The 18271-nt window shown below is 69.0% G+C and carries 16 protein-coding genes and 1 tRNA gene; 8 read left to right on the top strand and 9 right to left on the bottom strand.

The genetic code is table 11. The features are described from left to right. The first annotated feature begins 116 nt into the window (after positions 1-116). On the top strand, positions 117-659 hold the full coding sequence (locus CIW48_RS01605; protein WP_149308440.1) for a TetR/AcrR family transcriptional regulator: 543 nt from the start codon (positions 117-119) through the stop codon (positions 657-659). Between the two features lie 49 nt (positions 660-708). Here the strand turns inward: CIW48_RS01605 and CIW48_RS01600 are convergent, their stop codons facing one another. The 5 genes from CIW48_RS01600 to CIW48_RS01575 all read right to left on the bottom strand — a co-directional run bounded on the left by CIW48_RS01600 (position 709) and on the right by CIW48_RS01575 (position 5816). Next, entirely contained in the window at positions 709-1527 is an 819-nt protein-coding gene (locus CIW48_RS01600) for an oxidoreductase (protein WP_149308438.1), read from the bottom strand. 980 nt (positions 1528-2507) lie between these two features. Continuing rightward, on the bottom strand, positions 2508-2780 hold the full coding sequence (locus tag CIW48_RS01590) for a hypothetical protein (protein ID WP_149308434.1): 273 nt from the start codon (positions 2778-2780) through the stop codon (positions 2508-2510). A 229-nt stretch (positions 2781-3009) separates the two neighbouring features. Next, a tRNA-Lys gene (locus CIW48_RS01585) sits at positions 3010-3085 on the bottom strand. 100 nt (positions 3086-3185) lie between these two features. Continuing rightward, positions 3186-4751 (bottom strand): 2-isopropylmalate synthase, encoded by a 1566-nt coding sequence (locus CIW48_RS01580; protein WP_091779008.1) that lies wholly within the window; start codon positions 4749-4751, stop codon positions 3186-3188. Positions 4752-5090: 339 nt separating this feature from the next. Beyond that, positions 5091-5816 carry a hypothetical protein gene (locus tag CIW48_RS01575; RefSeq protein ID WP_246695086.1) on the bottom strand — a complete coding sequence of 242 codons (726 nt, stop codon included), beginning with the start codon at positions 5814-5816 and terminating at the stop codon, positions 5091-5093. Between the two features lie 355 nt (positions 5817-6171). On the opposite strand from CIW48_RS01575, the gene CIW48_RS01570 reads away from it, so the two are divergent. The 4 genes from CIW48_RS01570 to ubiB all read left to right on the top strand — a co-directional run bounded on the left by CIW48_RS01570 (position 6172) and on the right by ubiB (position 10593). After that, on the top strand, positions 6172-6888 hold the full coding sequence (locus CIW48_RS01570) for a carbonic anhydrase (protein WP_246695085.1): 717 nt from the start codon (positions 6172-6174) through the stop codon (positions 6886-6888). 103 nt (positions 6889-6991) lie between these two features. Continuing rightward, positions 6992-8101: a 3-isopropylmalate dehydrogenase gene (leuB, locus tag CIW48_RS01565; protein WP_149308428.1), complete on the top strand. Its 1110-nt coding sequence runs from the start codon at positions 6992-6994 to the stop codon at positions 8099-8101. A 112-nt stretch (positions 8102-8213) separates the two neighbouring features. Next, a complete protein-coding gene (ubiE, locus tag CIW48_RS01560) occupies positions 8214-8999 on the top strand; it encodes a bifunctional demethylmenaquinone methyltransferase/2-methoxy-6-polyprenyl-1,4-benzoquinol methylase UbiE (RefSeq protein ID WP_149308426.1) in 786 nt (261 codons plus the stop codon). Positions 9000-9030: 31 nt separating this feature from the next. Then, positions 9031-10593: a 2-polyprenylphenol 6-hydroxylase gene (gene ubiB, locus CIW48_RS01555; RefSeq protein ID WP_149308424.1), complete on the top strand. Its 1563-nt coding sequence runs from the start codon at positions 9031-9033 to the stop codon at positions 10591-10593. A gap of 137 nt (positions 10594-10730) precedes the next feature. Here ubiB and CIW48_RS01550 read toward each other — a convergent pair whose 3' ends face one another. Beyond that, complete coding sequence (locus CIW48_RS01550) at positions 10731-13685, bottom strand: response regulator (RefSeq protein WP_173009148.1); 2955 nt, start codon at positions 13683-13685, stop codon at positions 10731-10733. Next, the gene (zapE, locus tag CIW48_RS01545) at positions 13682-14914 is read right to left on the bottom strand and encodes a cell division protein ZapE (RefSeq protein WP_149308422.1); all 1233 of its coding nucleotides are present in this window, start codon (positions 14912-14914) and stop codon (positions 13682-13684) included. Before zapE ends, CIW48_RS01550 begins: the two co-directional genes overlap by 4 nt. Before the next feature lie 295 nt (positions 14915-15209). Between zapE and CIW48_RS01540 the strand changes: the two genes are divergently transcribed. Then, on the top strand, positions 15210-15803 hold the full coding sequence (locus CIW48_RS01540; RefSeq protein ID WP_149308420.1) for a GNAT family N-acetyltransferase: 594 nt from the start codon (positions 15210-15212) through the stop codon (positions 15801-15803). Positions 15804-15837: 34 nt separating this feature from the next. On the opposite strand, the gene CIW48_RS01535 is transcribed toward CIW48_RS01540, so the two are convergent. Then, on the bottom strand, positions 15838-16599 hold the full coding sequence (locus tag CIW48_RS01535) for a ComF family protein (protein ID WP_149308418.1): 762 nt from the start codon (positions 16597-16599) through the stop codon (positions 15838-15840). Positions 16600-16630: 31 nt separating this feature from the next. After that, entirely contained in the window at positions 16631-16861 is a 231-nt protein-coding gene (locus CIW48_RS01530) for a hypothetical protein (RefSeq protein ID WP_149308416.1), read from the bottom strand. Between the two features lie 150 nt (positions 16862-17011). On the opposite strand from CIW48_RS01530, the gene CIW48_RS01525 reads away from it, so the two are divergent. Both CIW48_RS01525 and CIW48_RS01520 read left to right on the top strand, forming a co-directional pair. After that, positions 17012-17902 carry a methyltransferase domain-containing protein gene (locus CIW48_RS01525; RefSeq protein ID WP_149308414.1) on the top strand — a complete coding sequence of 297 codons (891 nt, stop codon included), beginning with the start codon at positions 17012-17014 and terminating at the stop codon, positions 17900-17902. Beyond that, positions 17899-18261 (top strand): DUF427 domain-containing protein, encoded by a 363-nt coding sequence (locus CIW48_RS01520; protein WP_149308412.1) that lies wholly within the window; start codon positions 17899-17901, stop codon positions 18259-18261. Before CIW48_RS01525 ends, CIW48_RS01520 begins: the two co-directional genes overlap by 4 nt. Positions 18262-18271: the final 10 nt, after the last annotated feature.

Below are 18271 nucleotides of genomic sequence, written 5' to 3'. Positions count from 1 at the left end.
GATCGATCCGAGTAACGCACGCCCACCGATCAGCGTCGCGCAACCGGATGTCCGGGCAGCCCTTCATATATGATATTGAGCATGTATATTTGGAGGGGGCGTCGGAGGAGCTGGGTATGCCGAGGGTGTCGCAGGAGCAAGCCAAGCTCAACCGCCAGCGTGTTGTCGAGGTTGCGGCCTCCCTGTTCCGCGAGCGCGGCCTTCACGGCGTCGGCGTTGCGGACATCATGGCTGCGGCGGGACTTACCCATGGCGGCTTCTACGGGCAGTTTGCCAACAAGGACGCCCTGGCGGTCGAGGCGTTCGACGCAGCGCTCAACGAGGAATACCGCGGAACACTGGACAACCTGATTACGAATTACCTGTCCGTCGGGCACGTCCAGACCCCGGGCAAGGGGTGCCCGCTCGCGGCCCTCGCCAACGATATCGCGCGCGAGCCCTCAGGCAGTCCGGTGCGGTCGCGGTTTACCCACGGTGTCCAACGCCTCGCCGGCTTGATCGCCGACTTGATACCCAAGACATCCAAGGAACGCCGGAGGCAGCGGTCCCTGGCGAACCTGTCGACCCTGGTCGGCGCGGTGGTCCTTGCCCGGGCGGTCGACGACGAGGCCCTGTCGAACGAGCTGCTCCAGGCGGCGAGGACCTCGGTCACGGGTTAGCGTTCCAGGCGAGACTTCGCCGAGCCAAGGACCAAGCCGGACCTCAGAATCACGAGATCGCGGGAAGGCCCATCTGCTTGCGGAAGCTCTTGTCGAAGGCGCTCACCGGTACGAAGCGGCGCAGCAGGCTGACCTGTCTCGCCACGGGCCCCGCGGCGCAGCGCCTTTTCGGCGCCGGCGCGGTTGCGGCCTCCACGACCGCCTTCGCGACAACTTCGGGCATGTCCGCCCTCTTCATAGCCTCTCGGAGGAAAACCATACGCTCAGCCCGCACTTTGTCGTAGAGCGCAAGGGGCGTGTCGGCCGATGCCAAATTCTGATCGAAGGCGGTGCGCGTGAAGGCGGGCTCGACCAGCACGACACGGATGCCCTGGTCACGGATCTCGTGGTCGAGCGACTCGGAGTAGCCCTCGACCGCGTGCTTGCTGGCGGCGTAGAGGGCCATGTAGGGGCCGGGGACAAATCCCATCACCGAGCTGATGTTGACGATGCGCCCCTTTTTCTGGGCGCGCATGATTGGGAGGACCGCGCGGATCGTGCGAACGATACCGAACAGGTTGACGTCGAACATTGCCTGCGCCTGTCCGACTGACGATTCCTCCGCCGCGCCGCTCACTCCATAGCCGGCATTGTTGACGAGGAGGTCGATGCGCCCGGTCTCGCCGGAAACCGTTTCGACCATGGTGGCCACGGACGCCTCGTCGGCGACGTCGCAGACCAGCATCACAATGCCATCAACGCTGGTCGCCGGCTTCCGGCTCGTACCGAACACGCGATATCCCGCGGCCCGAAGGGCTTTGGCCGATTCCAAGCCGATGCCGGAGGTGGCTCCGGTGATGAGCGCGGTCCTGATGCTGGGCTTCGTCATGGTTCATCCGTCTCCGCCGGCGCAGATCACCGTGCGCATATAAATGATGTCCATCATGTTAAATAGCAAGTGCCGTCGACGTGTCACGAGCGAAGCGTGACGTCGGAGGCACGCTGCCGCGTGCGCACCGACGGCCGCAGGGCGATCCGCTACGCCGACGCCAACCGCACCACGACACTGCTCGCCCTTGCCGGCCTCGCCTGCGTCCTTAGCTGGCTCGCCCGTTCCTCGCGCTGACATGGCGCCAACCAAGAGATCCCGATGATCCGCGAGATCCTCACCGCCTTCCTGGCAACGAGGGTGATCGCCTTCATCACGCGCCGCGTGACGGGCCGGTCCGCGACCCCGCAACGCCGCGGCTACTGACCGCCGCTCCGGTCGCGGCGACGCAGCGGCTTCCACGCTTGGCGGGTTCCGCCGACCGATCACGGAATGAATGTGGCGTGAGCAGGGGATATCCCTCGATCATGTCACGCAGCAGGCCGGGTTCAGCCGCTCGGAGATCCTTGCGCGTCTATCGCGTGAGCTGCCCTCGGCCATCGACCGCTACGCGACCGACGGTCGTCGTACCGCCCGACATCGAACGCCGCATGTCCCGGACACGCCGAGGCACGGCCGAGCCACCAACAAAGGATCGGTATCGCCGGCCCATTGACGCCGCCGGAGGCTCGACCGGCCATGTTGCCGACCCGCGTCGCGACCGGGCCACGCTACGGCCCGGTGCACGCGTCGGCCTCAGCGCGAACATAGCTGCGCGCAGACGCCGGGCGGCAGCGGCCGAAGTGCCGGTTCTGGTCGCCGGCCTATCGCCTGCTCCCGGGACCGCGTGAAACGGACAGGACGTTGCGATCGACCTCGCGGGCCCGCTGCTTCTCAAGTGCCGGATCGGGATCGGCGACGCATGCTGGCACTTCATCGCTCATACGGCCCGCGGCAGACCTGCAGGCTGAGCATCTTAACTGGCCTCGAGGCCGCCGGAATCACGCCTTGGCGGCGACAGCCGGCCTGCAGTAGCTGTCGCGCACGGCTGGGACGGCATCGTAGCCGTCGACCGTGCAGAAGTACGTGCACACAAGCCAGGCGGCCAAGGCAATGCTGAGCGCGCCGTTGTAGAGCCACAGGCCGATCACGCGCCTGGTGGGCAGGTTCGGCAAGCCAACGACGGAGCCGGGCACCCAATCGACTGCGAACACGACGATGCCGAACGCGCCCAGAACGCCGGCCATCATCACGGCGAGAGCGGTGGACGTCATGCCGCTTCCTGCCCAAGATGTCTGCGGCAGGGCCGATGCAGCGCGCGGAGCCGCATTCTCGTCACAGCTCGCCCCTGCCCTGCTGACCCTCGCCACCACCGCCCCCCAATTGGGAAGGCACCGAAGCTTCGAGATCCGTAGAGGAGAACCTCTTCAACCCGAGGCGTCATCCGCGCGGCGAGGCCGAGAGTTAAGGAGCCAGAGATTTCGGCTGCGTTCCGGGAAGGCTTGGTGGGCGCACTAGGGTTCGAACCTAGGACCCGCTGATTAAGAGTCAGCTGCTCTACCAACTGAGCTATGCGCCCGATCGCGTCTGCGACCGCCCGGTGGCCACCAAGTCCGTCCGGGGTGGCGGGCTGATACCAACGCGGCCGGGGCCTGTCCACCCCCGGCCGCAGCTTTTTCTCATTCCGCCGCCGCATGCTGTGCATGCACGCGCACGGAATGCGCCGAGAGCTTGTTCAGAGCCGAGAGGTAGGCCTTTGCCGAAGCGACCAGCGTGTCCGGATCGGCGCCGCGAGCCGTGACGCTGCGCTCGCCGTCCCGCAGGCGCACGGAGACCTCCGCCTGCGCATCCGTGCCGCCAGTCACGGCATGGACCTGATAGAGTTCCAGCTGTGCCTGATGCGGAACCAGCGCCGAGATTGCGTTGAAGACCGCATCCACCGGTCCGTTGCCGTCGGCCTCCTCGATCCGCGTACCGGTCTCGTCGGCGATGCGCAGGGTCGCGCGCTGCGGCCCGCGGGTTCCTGCGATGACCGACAGGGAGACCAGCCGGATCCGGTCGTGGGCCGTGGCGAGGTTCTCGTCGACCAGCGCCTCGATATCCTCGTCGTAGACATGCTTCTTGCGGTCGGCGAGCGCCTTGAACCGCTCGAACGCGTCCTGGAACTGGTTGTCCGACAGGTGCAGGCCGAGATCCTCCAGCTTCGAGCGAAACGCCGCCCGGCCGGAATGCTTGCCCATCACCAGTGAGGTCTTGGTCAAGCCGACCGAGGCCGGGGTCATGATCTCGTAGGTCTCCGAATTCTTCAGCATGCCGTCCTGGTGGATGCCGCTCTCGTGCGCGAAGGCGTTGCGGCCGACGATCGCCTTGTTGAATTGGACCGGGAAATTCGTGGCGTGGCTCACGAGCTTCGAGGCGCGGGTGAGCATGGTCGACTCGACGCCGGTCTCGTAGGGCAACACGTCCGCGCGGGTGCGCAATGCCATCACGATCTCCTCGAGCGCCGCATTGCCGGCCCGCTCGCCGATGCCGTTGATCGTGCACTCGACCTGCCGGGCGCCACCTTCGATACCCGCCAGGGAGTTCGCGATCGCGAGACCCAGGTCGTTGTGGCAATGGACCGAGAACACGGCCTTGTCGGCGTTCGGCACGCGCTCGCGGACGTTCGCGAACATGTCACGGTATTCGGACGGCGTGGCGTAGCCGACCGTGTCGGGGAGATTGATCGTCGTGGCACCGGCCTTGATCGCCGCTTCGACGCAGCGGCACAGATAGTCGAGGGGCGTGCGGGTCGCGTCCATCGCAGACCATTCCACGTCCTCGACGAGGTCGCGGGCTTGGGCCACGGTCTTCAGGATGATCTCGACCACTTCATCCTGACTCTTGCGCATCTGGTGCGCGAGGTGGATCGGTGAGGTCGATACGAAGGTGTGGATCCGCGCGCGCTTGGCATGGCGCACGGCCTCGCCCGCCCGGGCGATGTCGGCCGGGATGGCGCGGGCGAGGCCCGCGATGGTCGCGCGCTTGGTCCGGCGGGCGATCTCCGAGACCGCCTCGAAATCGCCGTTCGAGGCGATGGGGAATCCAGCCTCGATGATGTCGACGCCCATCGTGTCGAGCAACTCGGCCACCGCGAGCTTCTCGTCGAAGGTCATGGTGGCGCCGGGGCATTGCTCGCCGTCGCGCAGCGTCGTGTCGAAGATGAGGATCCGGTCGCGGGCGGAGGGGGTGTTGGTCGTGGTCATGGCATTACCCTGTCGCGGGCCGCCCGGCTCGAGATGGCGCGGCGCGGCGTGGTGCCCTCACGGGCGGATTCGCGAATGCAAGAACTCCCCTGAAGGCCCAGGCGCGCGCCCGGACGGCCCTCAGGGGCGGGTAAGCAGAAGCGGAAGAGCAAGCCCGACGCGGCGCGCGCGCGACCGCAGCGCCGTCTGGGCGGCGCGGGCGATCTCGGGCGCTGAGCCGGCTCTGGCCAAGGCTCGTCTCTCCTGTCGGCGACCGGCGCGGGCTGGTCTCACGGCGCGGTGCCGTCCGTAGGTATCCCCGCCGCGGCCGGAACACAAGCGAGACCCGCGCCCGGCACGTCAGGAGGCACAGGCGTATCTCGGAGTGGCCGGGTCGGGCTTCGGCTCCGCGAGGATTGCCGCTGCGAGATCGTCGTAGAACAGCATCTGCCCCGCGGCCCAATCCTCGAACTCCGTCAGAAGCGTCGGATCGAGTGCGGTCAGGCGGCTGTCGGCGATCCGGATCCATCCTGCCGCCTCCGCTTCCCCCAGCAAGTTGCCGATATGGGCGCGGGACACGTTCAACCGCTCAGCGAGGCCGCGCAGCTTCAGCGGCAATGCCGCGGGCGCGCCGGGGACGGTCGCGGCGTAGTGGGCTCCGATGAGCGCGGTGAGCAGCGGGTACCCGCAGTCGCGGCTGGCGAAATGAAGAACCCGCGTGAACGGCGCGATGAGCGTGCCGTACCGCAGGACATGCGCTGCCGCTCCGTGGACGAGTTCCCCGAGCCTGTCGGGATCATCGAGCCGGGCCGCGCGGCCCGGATCGCGCCGGGCGACGGCATCCATGGCGGCGACGAACAGGCGCCCGGACCGCCCGATCTCGATCACCAGCGCCGGCGAAGCCTGCAGGCATTTTACACGCCCATCGTCCCGATCCGCCACCGCGGTCACGAAACGCCCCGCCTTGAGCGCCGACACGAAGCCGGCCGTTTGCCGGCGGCTCGATCCGACCATCGCCTGGAGGGCCGTCAGGGTCGGGCGGGGGCCGCCATGGTGACGCCAGGCGTAATCGTTGTGGATCAGCATGAACGAAACCACGTAGCGCCCAATCTGATTGAGCAGCTTTCGGGTTGGCCAAACAATCTGCGACGGCTCGATCATGCCCCGGCAATAACCGGCGACAGCCGGACGGAACTCGCGTTCGGATCGAAGCAGAGCGATCCGGGCCCGAAAATGATCGTCCAACATTCGCGCCCCGCGCAAGCCGGACCCATGCCTCGCAATGCCCTGCGCAGGGGCTTCGGTCCAGTAATTCCTGCAAAGTTTGGACTCGGCGGTGAAGAACCGGTGAAGATACAGATTGGTCTGCTCGAATCCGCCCCGCCGGGACGAGCGGTGCGCCGGGCCTTGCCGGCTTCAAATGCGAAGGGGACCGTCACGCGTGTGCGATCTGCATCGACCCTCCCTGTCACGGCGCAGCCTTCTGACGGCCGTCGCCGTCGGCACCCTGGCCGGCGCCTCTGCCCGGCCGCTGCGCGCTGAGGCGGCCGCTGAGGAAGCGCGGCCGAACGCCATCAAGCCCGAGGAAGCCCTGGCGCGGCTGCTCGACGGCAATGGCCGCTACGCGGCCAATACCCCCGTCAACAGGGATTTCTCGGCCGGTCGCGCCGCGCGGGCCGCCGCGCAGTATCCGATCGCCTGCATCGTCGGCTGTGCCGACGCCCGGGTCGCCCCCGATTTCATCTTCGATCAGGGACCGGGCGATCTGTTCGTCGTCCGCGTCGCCGGCAACTTCGTCAACACAGACGGCCTTGCCAGCCTCGAATACGGCGTCTCGGTTCTGGGCGCGCCGCTGATCCTCGTCCTCGGCCATTCCGAATGCGGGGCCGTGAAGGCGACGATCGACGTCATGAAGACCAAGGCCGTGCTGCCCGGCCACCTACCGGCGCTCATCGATGCGATTCGCCCTGCGGTCGATCTGGCCGAGAAGGCGCGGGCGCAGGATCCCCTCGCCGAGGCCATTGCCCAGAATGTCCGGCACACCGTGCGACGGTTGGAGCAGGCCGGGCCGATCATCGCGGAGGCCGTCGCCGACAAGCGGGTGAAGGTCGCGGGCGGCTTCTACGACATCGCTACCGGCAAGGTCGCGCTTATCTGACAGGATCGCGCCGCGCCCCGACGTTCGAGCGAGCGCCTTGCCAATGACGGTCCCGCCTCGATAAAGCCCGCCGGCACGTCGAGACCAAACCCGCGAGACCGTCATGGCCAGCTACAAGCTCCTGCTCCTCCCCGGCGACGGGATCGGTCCGGAAGTCGCGGGCGGCATGCAGGTCGTGCTGGACGCGCTCAAGGAGACCGGTCTCGCCACCTTCGAGACCGAGACGGATCTCGTCGGCGGCTGCGCCCTCGATGCCCATGGCCGCCCGCTCGCGGACGCGACCCTGGAGCGCGCCAAGGTCGCGGATGCGATCCTGCTCGGCGCGGTCGGGGGGCCGAAATGGGCCGGTGTCGCTTATGAGAACCGCCCGGAGGCCGGTCTTCTGCGACTGCGCAAGGAACTCGACCTCTTCGCCAACCTGCGCCCGGCGATCTGCTACCCGGCGCTGGCCGAGGCCTCCGCGCTCAAGCGCGAGCTGGTCGAGGGTCTCGACATCATGATCGTCCGGGAGCTGACCGGCGGCGTCTATTTCGGTGAGCCGAAGGAGATCACCACGCTGGAGGACGGCTCCAAGCGGGCGGTTGACACCCAGGTCTACACGACGGCCGAGATCGAGCGGATCGCTCATGTGGCCTTCGACCTCTCGGGCAAGCGCTCGGGTCGGGTCGCCTCCGCCGAGAAGCACAACGTGATGAAGTCGGGCGTCCTCTGGAAGGAGGTCGTCACCCAGGTACATGCCGAGCACTATGCCGACCTGCAGCTTGAGCACATCCTGGCCGACAATTGCGCCATGCAGCTGGTGCGCCGGCCCAAGCAGTTCGACGTGCTGGTGACCGACAACCTGTTCGGCGACGTGCTCTCCGACATCGCCGCCATGCTCACCGGCTCCCTCGGCATGCTGCCCTCGGCCTCGCTCGGCGCGGTCGACGAAAGCGGCCTGCGCCGCGCGCTCTACGAGCCGGTCCACGGTTCGGCTCCCGACATCGCTGGCCAGGACAAGGCCAACCCGATCGCCATGATCGGATCGCTCGCCATGTGCCTGCGCTATTCCTTCGGCCTCGGCGATGCCGCCGATGCGCTGGACGGCGCCATCACGGACGCGCTCGCGGGCGGCGCGCGCACGGCCGACATCGCCGGCGAGGGCACGAACCCCATGGGCACCCGGGCCATGGCCGCCGCGGTGGCAGACGCGCTCCGGGCGCGGGTCGGCTGAAACACGACTTTGCGCGTCGCAGCACCGGCGTCGATCCCCAGCCGCGTGTTTCGACGCATGGCGGCCGGGCCCGACCTTCGCTATGACGCGCCCATCGAGGATTGGGAGTGTCATGAAGGCCGGAGACGGGGCGTCTGAGCGCGCGAGCGCGGATTTCGGCTTCGAGCGCGTGGCGCTCGACGAGAAGCAGGGGCGCGTCGACAGCGTCTTCCACTCGGTCGCCCGCCGCTACGACATCATGAACGACCTGATGTCGGCGGGCCTCCATCGGGCCTGGAAGGCGCAGCTCGTCTCGATGCTGCGCCCGCCGCAGACCCGCGCCTTCGCGCATCTCGACGTCGCCGGCGGCACCGGCGACGTGGCCTTTCGGGTTCTGGCTGCGGGCGGACCGCGCACTCGGGTCACGGTTCTCGACATCAACGAGTCGATGCTGCGGGTCGGCGCAGAGCGGGCCCGGGAGCGCAAGGTCGACGAGGATGGCGATCGGATCGCGTTCGTGACCGGAAACGCCGAGACGCTGCCGCTGCCGGACGCTACCTTCGACGCCTACACGATCGCCTTCGGCATCCGGAACGTGCCGCGGATCGAGACGGCCCTCGCCGAGGCGCGGCGGGTGTTGAAGCCCGGCGGGCGCTTCCTGTGCCTGGAATTCTCCGCGGTGGACATTCCGCTGCTCGACCGGATCTACGACGCCTACTCGTTCAACGTGATCCCGCGCATCGGCGCCCGGGTGGCCGGCGATGCCGAGTCCTACCGCTACCTCGTCGAGTCGATCCGGAAGTTCCCGACCCGCGGCGCCTTCGCGGGCATGATCGAGCGCGCGGGCTTCCGGCACGTCACCGACCGGCCGCTCACCGGCGGGATCGTGGCGATCCATTCGGGCTGGAAGGTCTCTTGACCGCCGCCGCGCGCGACGGGGGCCAGCACCGGTGATCAGCGCCGCCATCAACCTGTTCCGCGGCGCGCGGGTCGGCTTCGTGCTGGCGCGCGAGGGGGCCCTCGCCTTCGCCGATCCCGCTGAGCTGCCGCCGCATCTGCGCCTCGCCCTACGGATGGGACGCTCCCTCGAGCGGCCGGGTCTCGACGACGGCGCCGCCCGGCTCTCCGCGGCAATGACCCGCCTCGGCCCGTCCTACGTCAAGTTCGGCCAGTTCCTGGCGACGCGGCCGGACATCGTGGGCGTGCGGGCCGCGTTCGACCTGGAGAAGCTGCAGGACCGGGTGCCGCCCTTCCCGCAGGAGATCGCGCTCCGCACCGTCGAGACGGCACTGGGCAAGCCGGTCGACCAGCTGTTCGTCTCGTTCAGCGAGCCGATCGCCGCCGCCTCGATCGCGCAGGTCCACAAGGCGATCGTCCGGGATGCAGACGGCACGGAGCGCGCCCTCGCCGTGAAGGTGATGCGGCCGGGCGTCCGCGAGCGCTTCATGCGCGACCTCGAGGTCATGCGCTTCATGGCCCGGGTGGTGCACGCCCTGTCACCGCAGGCGGAGCGGCTTCGTCCCCGCGAGGTGGTGGAGATCCTCGCCCGCTCGGTGCTGATGGAGATGGATTTCCGCCTGGAGGCGGCCGCCGCCTCGGAACTCGCTGAGAACACCAAGGACGACCTCGATTTCCGCGTACCAAAGCCCGAATGGGAGCTGACCGCCCGCGAGGTGCTGTCGGCCGAGTGGATCGACGGGACACGCCTGCACAGCGCGGCGGAACTGGCCGCGCAGGGGCACGATCCGCAGACCATCGGGCGGACGGTCATCCAGAGCTTCCTGCGGCACGCGATCCGCGACGGTTTCTTCCATGCCGACATGCACCAGGGGAACCTGCTGGTCGATGCCGAGGGCCGGCTGGTGGCGGTCGATTTCGGCATCATGGGCCGCCTCGGCCCCAATGAGCGCCGGTTCCTCGCCGAGATTCTGCTTGGCTTCATCCTGCGCGACTATCGCCGGGTGGCGAAGGTCCATTTCGAGGCGGGCTACGTGCCAGCCCACCACTCCGTGGAGGATTTCGCGCAGGCGATCCGGGCGATCGGCGAGCCGATCCACCAGCGCCGGGCCGACGAGATCTCGATGGCCAAGGTGCTGACCCTGCTGTTCGACATCACGGCCCTGTTCGACATGAGCACCCGCACCGAGCTGGTGATGCTCCAGAAGACCATGGTGGTGGTGGAGGGCGTGGCCCGCTCCCTCGACCCGCGCCTGGACATGTGGACCACCGCCGAGCCGGTCGTGCGTGCCTGGATCGCCCGCAACATGGGCCCGGTCGGCCGGGCGCAGAGTGGGCTTGAGGCCCTGCGGGTGGTCTCCGACGTGGTCGGCGACATTCCGGACCTCGCCATGCGGTTGAAGCGCGTGCTCGTGCGCCTCGACGAGGCCGGCACGGGCGATGCCCGCCGCCTGGAGCGCTTCGCCCGCAATGAGCGGTACCGGGCGATCTGGTCGACGCTGGCCCTGTGGGGTATCGCCATCGGGGCGCTGATGCTGGCGTTCCAGGGACGCTGAGCACGCATTTGGCGCTCGATCGGTGACCATGAGCGCGCAGCGTCGGTGCGCGCGCAGCGAAGCGCCCCGGGTAGACGGGCGCTTCGCAGATCCCGCATAGGTGGATCGCTGCGCTCCGGCTCCAAACCGGGTGCCGGTCAGTCCGCATCTTCCGTTGCCGGGATCAGCGCACGCAGCTCGCGGGCGAGTTCGTTGAGCCCAGTCGAACCCTTGGCGAGTACTCGGTCGGCTTGGCCCGCCAGCCGCCGGCGATCCTCGGCCGTGATGTCCTTGGCGGTGAGCACCACCACCGGCACGTCCCGGCTGTCCCGGCGGGCTCGGAGCGCCCGCAGGAAGGCAAAGCCGTCCATCTCCGGCATCATCAGGTCCAGGAGGATGAGACAGGGCCGCTCCGCCTCAAGGACCGCTAGGGCGCGCAGCCCGTTCTCGGCCTCGCGGACCGGAAACCCTTCGCGTGCGAGATAAGCGCAGACATGCCCACGCAGGTCGGCCTCGTCCTCCACGACGAGGATCGGACCATCGCCGCCTGCGGGGCGGAAGCGGTCGACGATCTGGCGCAGGTTTCCCCAGTCGATCGGCTTCTGCAGGTAGTCGGTGGCACCGAGCGAGAAGGCGAGGTTCTGCTCGTCCAAAACCGTCACCATCACGATCGGCGTCGCGCCGATCTCGGGATCCGCCCGGATAGCCCGCAGCACCGCCCATCCGTCCATCTGCGGCATGGTCACGTCGAGGAGCACGGCCCGCGGATGCAGGCTACGGGCGAGATCGAGCCCCCTCCGCCCATCCTCGGCGACCGTTACCGAGAAGCCCTCGCGCTCAAGGAAGCGCGCGAGCAGATCCCGGGTCGCGGCGTCGTCGTCGACCACCAGAATGGTCCCACGGTCGCCGGGACCCGGCCCAACCGCGTCGGCTCCCTCGACCGTGCCGGATTCGAAGCGGGCCGGCAGCGTCAGCGTGAAGGTGGTGCCCTGCCCTTCCCGGCTCGCCACGCTAATGGCGCCGCCCAGCATCTCGGCGAAGGCCCGGGTGATCGCGAGGCCGAGCCCGGTGCCGCCGAAGCGGCGCGTGGTGGAGGCGTCGGCCTGGGTGAAGCGCTCGAACAGCTTGCCCACTTGCTCCTGTGTCATGCCGATGCCGGTATCTGTCACGGAGAAGCGCAGCGTGCCGTCGGCACGGTCGACCGCCAGGGTGATCCGGCCGTTCTCGGTGAACTTCGCGGCGTTGCTCAGCAGGTTGATCAGGCACTGGCGCAGCTTGGTGACGTCCGTGTGGGCGCTGCCCACACCCGCCTCCAGCTCCAGCGCCAGGGCGTTGCCCTTTTTGGCGACGAGACCCTCGACGGTGACGGCCACCTCCTGCACGACGGCGGCGACGTCGAAATCCTCCGCGTAGATCTCGACCCGGTCGGCCTCGATCTTCGAGATGTCGAGCACGTCGTTGATCAGCCCGAGGAGGTGTCGGGCATTGGTCTCGATCTTCTTCATGTCGGCGACCAAGTCCACCTCGCCGATATCCTCCAGTTCCTCCTGCACCATCTCGGAATAGCCGATCACCGCCGAGAGCGGGGTCCGGAGCTCGTGACTCATATTGGCCAGGAACTGGCTCTTGGCCGCGTTCGCGGCCTCGGCGGCTGCCCGCGCCGCCTCGATCGCAGCCTCCGCTTCCTTGCGCTCGGTGATGTCCGTATGGGTCCCGACCCATTCGCGCAGGGTGCCGTCGGCTTCGAGGATCGGAACGGCGCGCACGCTCATGTGCCGGTAAGCCCCGGTGGCGGCGCGGATCCGGTGCTCCGTGGCATAGGGCTCCTGGCTGCTCACCGCGCGAGACCAGGCCGCCCGGGTGTGTGGGCGATCCTCCGGGTGGACCACGTCCAGAAATCCGAGCCCCGAATAGGCGGCCTCGTCCTGGCCGGTGAAGCGGCTCCAGGCCGTTTGACGGCGCTGCAGGCTCCCCTCCGGATTGGCGGTCCAGACGATGGCTGCGCTAGCCTCGATCAGTGAGCGGAAGCGCTCCTCGCTGCGGCGCAGCCGGTTCTCCGCGAGGTGACGGATGGTCTCGTCGACGACCACGAGGCCGACGCCCTCGACGCTTTGGCCGGCTGCCGCATAATCCTCGCCCCGCAGCGGATAAAAGCTCATCGAGAAGTGCCGCACGCCCCCCGGGGCCGAAGGGGCGGGCACCGCCACCGGGATGTTGGGCGAGACCAGTCCCTCGTTCAGGGCCGCGGCGAGCTTCGGGGCGAGTTCTTCCCGGAGGGTCGGAAGCATAGCCCAGATCGGTGCTCCGAGGTCGGCACCGAAACCACGCTCGCTCATGGTGGCGAGTGCCCGGTTCATGTGCCGGATCTTCAGGTTGCGATCGAGGAAGCCGAGGCCCACCGGCGCGTTGGCGAGCACGCCGTCGAGGAGGCGCGACATGCGCAGGGATTCCTGGCGCCGCACCAGGGCGAGGCGGGCGAGCAACACGATCGCCCCCAGCGCCGCTGCCCCGGAGAGCAGGAACAGCAGGAGCCCGCGCCAGCCTTCGCGCGTCTGCAGGGTCGCGAGCTGTTCCAGAGTCGCGGCTTGACGGGCGGCCGCCTCGGCACGGATCGCATCCATCAGACGCTTGCCTTCGCCCGTGCGGACGAGGTCGATGGCCGCGTCGAAGCCCTGATTCCGTCGCGCCCCCACCACCCTTGCAGCGTAGTCGCGCTTCTGTGCGATCAATCCGGCGAGGGACGGGCCGCCGGCGCGGACCGAAGCCTGCGCGGCCGCGCCGAGACCGGTGAGTTCCGTGTCGATCTTGGTGAGGGCTGTCGTGTAGGGAGTGAGATAATCCTCGCTGCCGACCAGGACGAAGCCGCGCTCTCCCGTCTCCAGGTCCTTGACCTCGGAGATCAGGCGCTCGATCCCGGCGATGGTGGCGTTCGCCCGGGCGGTCGCGGCCCGGTCGGTCTCGCCGATCACGTAATTGGCCGTGCCGCTGCCCAGGGCCACGATCAGCAGGATGAAGGCTGCCGGGGAGCCCAGGAGCCAGCGCAGCGGGCCGGCGCCGCGCCAGTTCCGGCGGCGGAGGCCGAAGATCGATCCGGTGCGCGAAGGGGCGGTCACGTTTCCACCAATCCGGTGCTGGCACCCGACGCTTCGGAGTCTGGCCGGCCATGCGGCTGGGCGAGATATTCCCGCGATCGCATCTCGATGAGGCGCGAGACGGTCCGGTCGAACTCGAAGGCCTCCCGGCCGGTTTCGGCGGTGTAGAGGTCCTGCGCCTCGGCGGCCGCGGAGGCCACGAGCTTCACGTGCCGGTCGTACAGCGTGTCGACCAGCGTGATGAACCGCTTGGCCTCGTTCCTCTCCGCCTCACCCATCACCGGGACGCCGTCCAGGATCACCGTGTGGTAGGCCCGGGCGAGCGCCATGTAGTCCGAGGCGCCGAGCGGCTTGCGGCAGAGGTCGTCGAAGCCGAACCGGGCCACGCCGGTCGCCTGCTCCGGGACCTCCACGACTCGGCCATGCACCGTGACCGTGGCGGGAAGGCCCCGGGCCTTTCCGGTCAGTGCCTTGAAGGCTGCATCCAGGGCCGCGCGCGCTGCTGCGTCGGCGGGGACGTGATAGACGGCCGCGCCGCCAAGCTTCTCCAGCCGAAAGTCGGTCCGGGAATCGAGCCGGACGACGTCGACGCGATCCTCCAGGGTCGCGATGAAGGGCAGGAACAGTGCCCGGTTGAGCCCGCCCTCGTAGAGGCGATCCGGCTCGACATTGGAAGTCGCCACAACGATGACGCCCCGCCGGAACAGATGGTTGAACAGGCGTCCCAAAATCATCGCGTCGGCGATGTCGGTGACGGTGAACTCGTCGAAGCACAGCAGGGTCGCTTCGTCAGCGAGCTGGTCGGCCACCGGACCGATCGGATCGTCGCCTTTCACGGTGCCCGCCTTCAGCGCCTGCCGATAGGCGTGGATGCGCTCGTGCGCGTCGGCCAGGAAGCCGTGGAAATGGACGCGTCGCTTCGGTTCCGGGGCCGCCTCGTGGAACAGGTCCATGAGCATGGTCTTCCCGCGCCCGACCGACCCCCAGATGTACAGGCCCTTGATCGCGTCCGCTTCATCCTTGCGCCGGAACAGCCAGCCCAGGGCGCTCGTCTTGCTGGCGCGCTTGCGGCGCTGCAGATCCAGAACCAGGCGGTCGAGGGCGCGCACCAAATGTCCCTGGGCCGGATCGCGCTCGATGGCGCCGCTGGCGACGAGCGCCTCGTAGCGCTCGTGCACCGGCCCGGGCGAGACCGCGCTGGCCCGCGCCGCCGGCGACGGCGCGATGTGCTTGCCGGATCTGTCGTTCACGCCGCCGGTCCCTCGCTGCTGGTCGCGGCACCGGTTCGGCACCCCCCTGCGCCCGCGTGGCGGTCAACGACCCGGGGCCCGTTCCAGTGCCGCGCAAGCTCAGCCTGAATCAAGCCCGAGGCCGAACAGCCGCAGGCAAGCGTCCCATCGCTCGCGCGCATGGCAGGCACGCGGGAAGCCGACTGGGCGCTCTGCTGCATTGCACAATGGATATAGGGATGCGAGACCCGCGCTGTCTTTGGGAGGAGCGTCCGGATCACCCCGCGCGGCAGCGCGCACGAACCGGAGCTTCATCATGGCGGTACAAGCCCTCGATGGGCCGGCCCACACCATCCGGCGTCTTTGGCCGGCGGACCGCGCGGCGGTCCTCGACTACTTCCTGCGGCTGGATCCCGAGACCCGGGCGAGCCGCTTCATGGGCAATGTCAGCGAGGCCGGGGTCCGGGCCTATGCCGCACAGGCGCTGACCGCGGAAGGCGTGATGTACGGCGCCTTCGTGGGCGGCGTGCTGCGCGGGCTCGGCGAGTTGCGTCCGATGGGCCCGGGCGCCTCCCGCTACGCCCTGGGTCCGCACGCGGAGGCGGCCTTCGCGGTCGAGCAGACCTTCCGCCGGAAGGGCATCGGGGCTGCCCTGTTCGCCCGGATCGCCCGATCCGCGCGGCATCGCGGTGTCAAGGATCTTTACGTCCGCTGCCTGTCGGGCAACGGCCCGATGTTGCGGCTCGCGGCCAAGCACGGGGCGGCGCTCCAGCACGAGGGCCGCGAGATCGAGGGGGCCTTGCACCTTGCGCGTCCGACGCCGTTCTCGCTCTGGTACGAGGGAATTGCCGAGGCCTTCGACTTCACCCTGGCGGCGAGCTTTCCCGAGCGGCTTCAGGCCCGGCGCTGAAGCCGCAACCCTTCTCGGAACGGTGCGCCGCCGGTCAGCCGGCGGCGTCGCCGACGAGGGCGAAGGTCAGAAGATCGACCGACGCCGCCCCGCCGCGCAGCAGCGCGCGGGCGGCCGCGTTGCCGGTGGCGCCGGTGGTCATGACGTCGTCCACGAGGAGGATCCGACGCCCGCGGATCCGATGCTGTTCGGCGGTCGCCACCCGGAAGGCGCCGCTCAGATTCTCGGCCCGGGCCGCGCGGCTCAGACCCACCTGGGACCGCGTCGCCCGCACGCGCACCAGGGCCGAGGCGACGAACGGCAGCCCCGCAGGACCCGCGATCGCCCGGGCCAGCAGCGCGGATTGGTTGAAGCGCCGGCGCCACAGGCGACCCCAGTGGAGCGGCACCGGGACCAGGCATTCGGCGTCGGCGATCAGGGTTCGGCCGCTCGCGGCCATCATCCGCGCCATGATACCGGCGAGATCGAGCCGATCCTCATATTTCAGCCGGTGAACGAGACGGCGCGCCACGGCGTCGTAGAGGGCGACGGCTCGGGCACGTTCGAACACCGGCGGTTCCGCAATCGCCCGGGGCGAGAGGAGTGGGCCGATTCCGAGATCGACCGCGAACGGCGTGCCGTAGCGCTGACAGACCGGTTCCTCGATCAGGCGCAGGCTCGACCAGCAGGCCGGGCAGAGCGCACCGGGATCGGCGGTCGCGCTTCCGCAACCTGCGCAGGTAGGCGGATAGATGAGAGAGATGACCCCGCGCGGCAGGCAGCGCAGGGCCGTGGCAATGGCCTGGATGGCCGTCATGCGCAGAGCGCGCCGGCTTGGAACCCGTTTCCTACTGGGCCGAGACGGGGCGCGCCTGCGGCGCCATCTGGCGGTCGCGGGCGTTCGCACGGTGGCGGCCGATGGCACAGCCGGCTGCTGCGCCGACGAGGCCATGATGACCGGCGTAATGACCCGCGATACCACCGACGACGGCGCCCTTGATGCAGCCCTTCGCCTCAGCGCCGCCCGCGGCAGCCAGGGTGGTGAGGGCCACAGCAGCCCCGACGAGCATGCGCTTCATGATTGGTGCTCCATGACAGAATCTCGGCCGTAGGGCCGGTTGCAGCAGGAACAGCGACGCTGCCGAGTCGTTCCGTCATCCTAGCGCAGCTCACGGGACCGTGCACGCGGACGGTGGCGCGACGCCACGGCAGATGCCATCTGCCCTGCGATGGATGCTCCCGCCGCCCTGTTCGACACGCCCCTCGCCCGCCGCCGGCTCGCCCGAGCCGGGCGCCTCGGCTATCCGGGCTTTCTCCTCAACCGGCTTGCCGAGGATCTGGACGACCGGCTCGGCACGGTCCTGCGCGAATTCGTGTCGGTGCTCGACCTCGCGACGCCGCTTCCGGTGGCAACCCGGATGCTCGCAGCCCGGTATCCGGCATCGCGGCATTTCCGCCTCGCGGCCCTGTCCGAACCGGGCAGCGGCGTGATCGTCGGCGATCTCGAGGTGCTTCCGCTGGCGCCGGGAAGCGTGGACCTCGCGGTCTCGCTGCTGGCGCTTCACGCCGTGAACGACTTGCCGGGCACGTTGATCCAGCTGCGCCGTGCCCTCCGGCCGGACGGACTCTTCCTCGGCTGCCTGCTCGGCGGTGCGACCCTCACCGAGCTGCGCCAGAGCTTCGCGCAGGCCGAGAGCGAGGTCGAGGGCGGTATCAGCCCCCGCGTTGCGCCCTTCGTGGCGGTGCGCGAGGCTGGCGGCTTGCTCCAGCGGGCCGGCTTCGCTCTGCCGGTGGCTGACACCGACACGCTGACGGTGCGCTACGCCGACCCGTTCGGGCTGATGCGCGATCTGCGCGCCATGGGGATGACCAACGTGCTCACCGAGCGGCGGCGAACGCCGCTGCGGCGCGCGACGCTCCTGCGCACGGCCGAGATCTACGCCGAACGGTTCTCGGATCCGGACGGTCGCGTGCGCGCGACCTTTGAAGTGCTGTGGCTATCGGGCTGGGTGCCACACGAGACCCAGCAGAAGCCGCTGCGGCCCGGCACCGCCAAGGTGCGACTCGCCGACGCGCTCGGGACCGTTGAGCTGAAGCCCGAGAAGGGGAGCATGCCATGAAAGTGCCTGGACCGGACCACCCGATCACCATCGCGCCCGAGCCCCGACGCGTCCGCGTCGTCGTGGCGGGCGTGGCGGTCGCCGAGACGCGGAACGCCCTGCGGCTTCAAGAGGCGCAGTATCCGCCGGTCTTCTACGTACCGCGGAGCGATATCCGCGCCGATTGCTTCGTCGCCTCGGCGCGGACGAGCCACTGCCCGTACAAGGGCGACGCCCATTATTTCGACCTCCTCGTCGACGGAACCCGGCGCCCCGACACGGTCTGGAGCTACGGGGACCCGTATCCGGCCGTCGCGGCGATCCGGGAGCACGTGGCGTTCTATCCGGACCGGGTCGACGCGATCACCGTGGAGGACTGAACCGGTCGGA

The organism is Methylobacterium sp. P1-11 (assembly GCF_008329595.1).
In the GTDB taxonomy this organism is placed as follows: domain Bacteria; phylum Pseudomonadota; class Alphaproteobacteria; order Rhizobiales; family Beijerinckiaceae; genus Methylobacterium.
Note: the sequence above shows the minus strand (reverse complement) of the source record. Positions and strands in the feature narration are given on the sequence as shown.

Excerpts from the sequence above, each read along its gene's own strand:
- CIW48_RS01535 (WP_149308418.1), bottom strand. The coding sequence starts at position 16,599 with ATGACGGCCATCCAGGCCATTGCCACGGCCCTGCGCTGCCTGCCGCGC.
- ubiE (WP_149308426.1), top strand. The coding sequence starts at position 8,214 with ATGAAGGCCGGAGACGGGGCGTCTGAGCGCGCGAGCGCGGATTTCGGC.
- CIW48_RS01540 (WP_149308420.1), top strand. The coding sequence starts at position 15,210 with ATGGCGGTACAAGCCCTCGATGGGCCGGCCCACACCATCCGGCGTCTT.
- CIW48_RS01525 (WP_149308414.1), top strand. The coding sequence starts at position 17,012 with ATGGATGCTCCCGCCGCCCTGTTCGACACGCCCCTCGCCCGCCGCCGG.
- CIW48_RS01520 (WP_149308412.1), top strand. The coding sequence starts at position 17,899 with ATGAAAGTGCCTGGACCGGACCACCCGATCACCATCGCGCCCGAGCCC.
- CIW48_RS01575 (WP_246695086.1), bottom strand. The coding sequence starts at position 5,816 with ATGCTGATCCACAACGATTACGCCTGGCGTCACCATGGCGGCCCCCGC.
- CIW48_RS01590 (WP_149308434.1), bottom strand. The coding sequence starts at position 2,780 with ATGACGTCCACCGCTCTCGCCGTGATGATGGCCGGCGTTCTGGGCGCG.
- leuB (WP_149308428.1), top strand. The coding sequence starts at position 6,992 with ATGGCCAGCTACAAGCTCCTGCTCCTCCCCGGCGACGGGATCGGTCCG.
- CIW48_RS01580 (WP_091779008.1), bottom strand. The coding sequence starts at position 4,751 with ATGACCACGACCAACACCCCCTCCGCCCGCGACCGGATCCTCATCTTC.
- CIW48_RS01605 (WP_149308440.1), top strand. The coding sequence starts at position 117 with ATGCCGAGGGTGTCGCAGGAGCAAGCCAAGCTCAACCGCCAGCGTGTT.
- CIW48_RS01530 (WP_149308416.1), bottom strand. The coding sequence starts at position 16,861 with ATGAAGCGCATGCTCGTCGGGGCTGCTGTGGCCCTCACCACCCTGGCT.
- CIW48_RS01600 (WP_149308438.1), bottom strand. The coding sequence starts at position 1,527 with ATGACGAAGCCCAGCATCAGGACCGCGCTCATCACCGGAGCCACCTCC.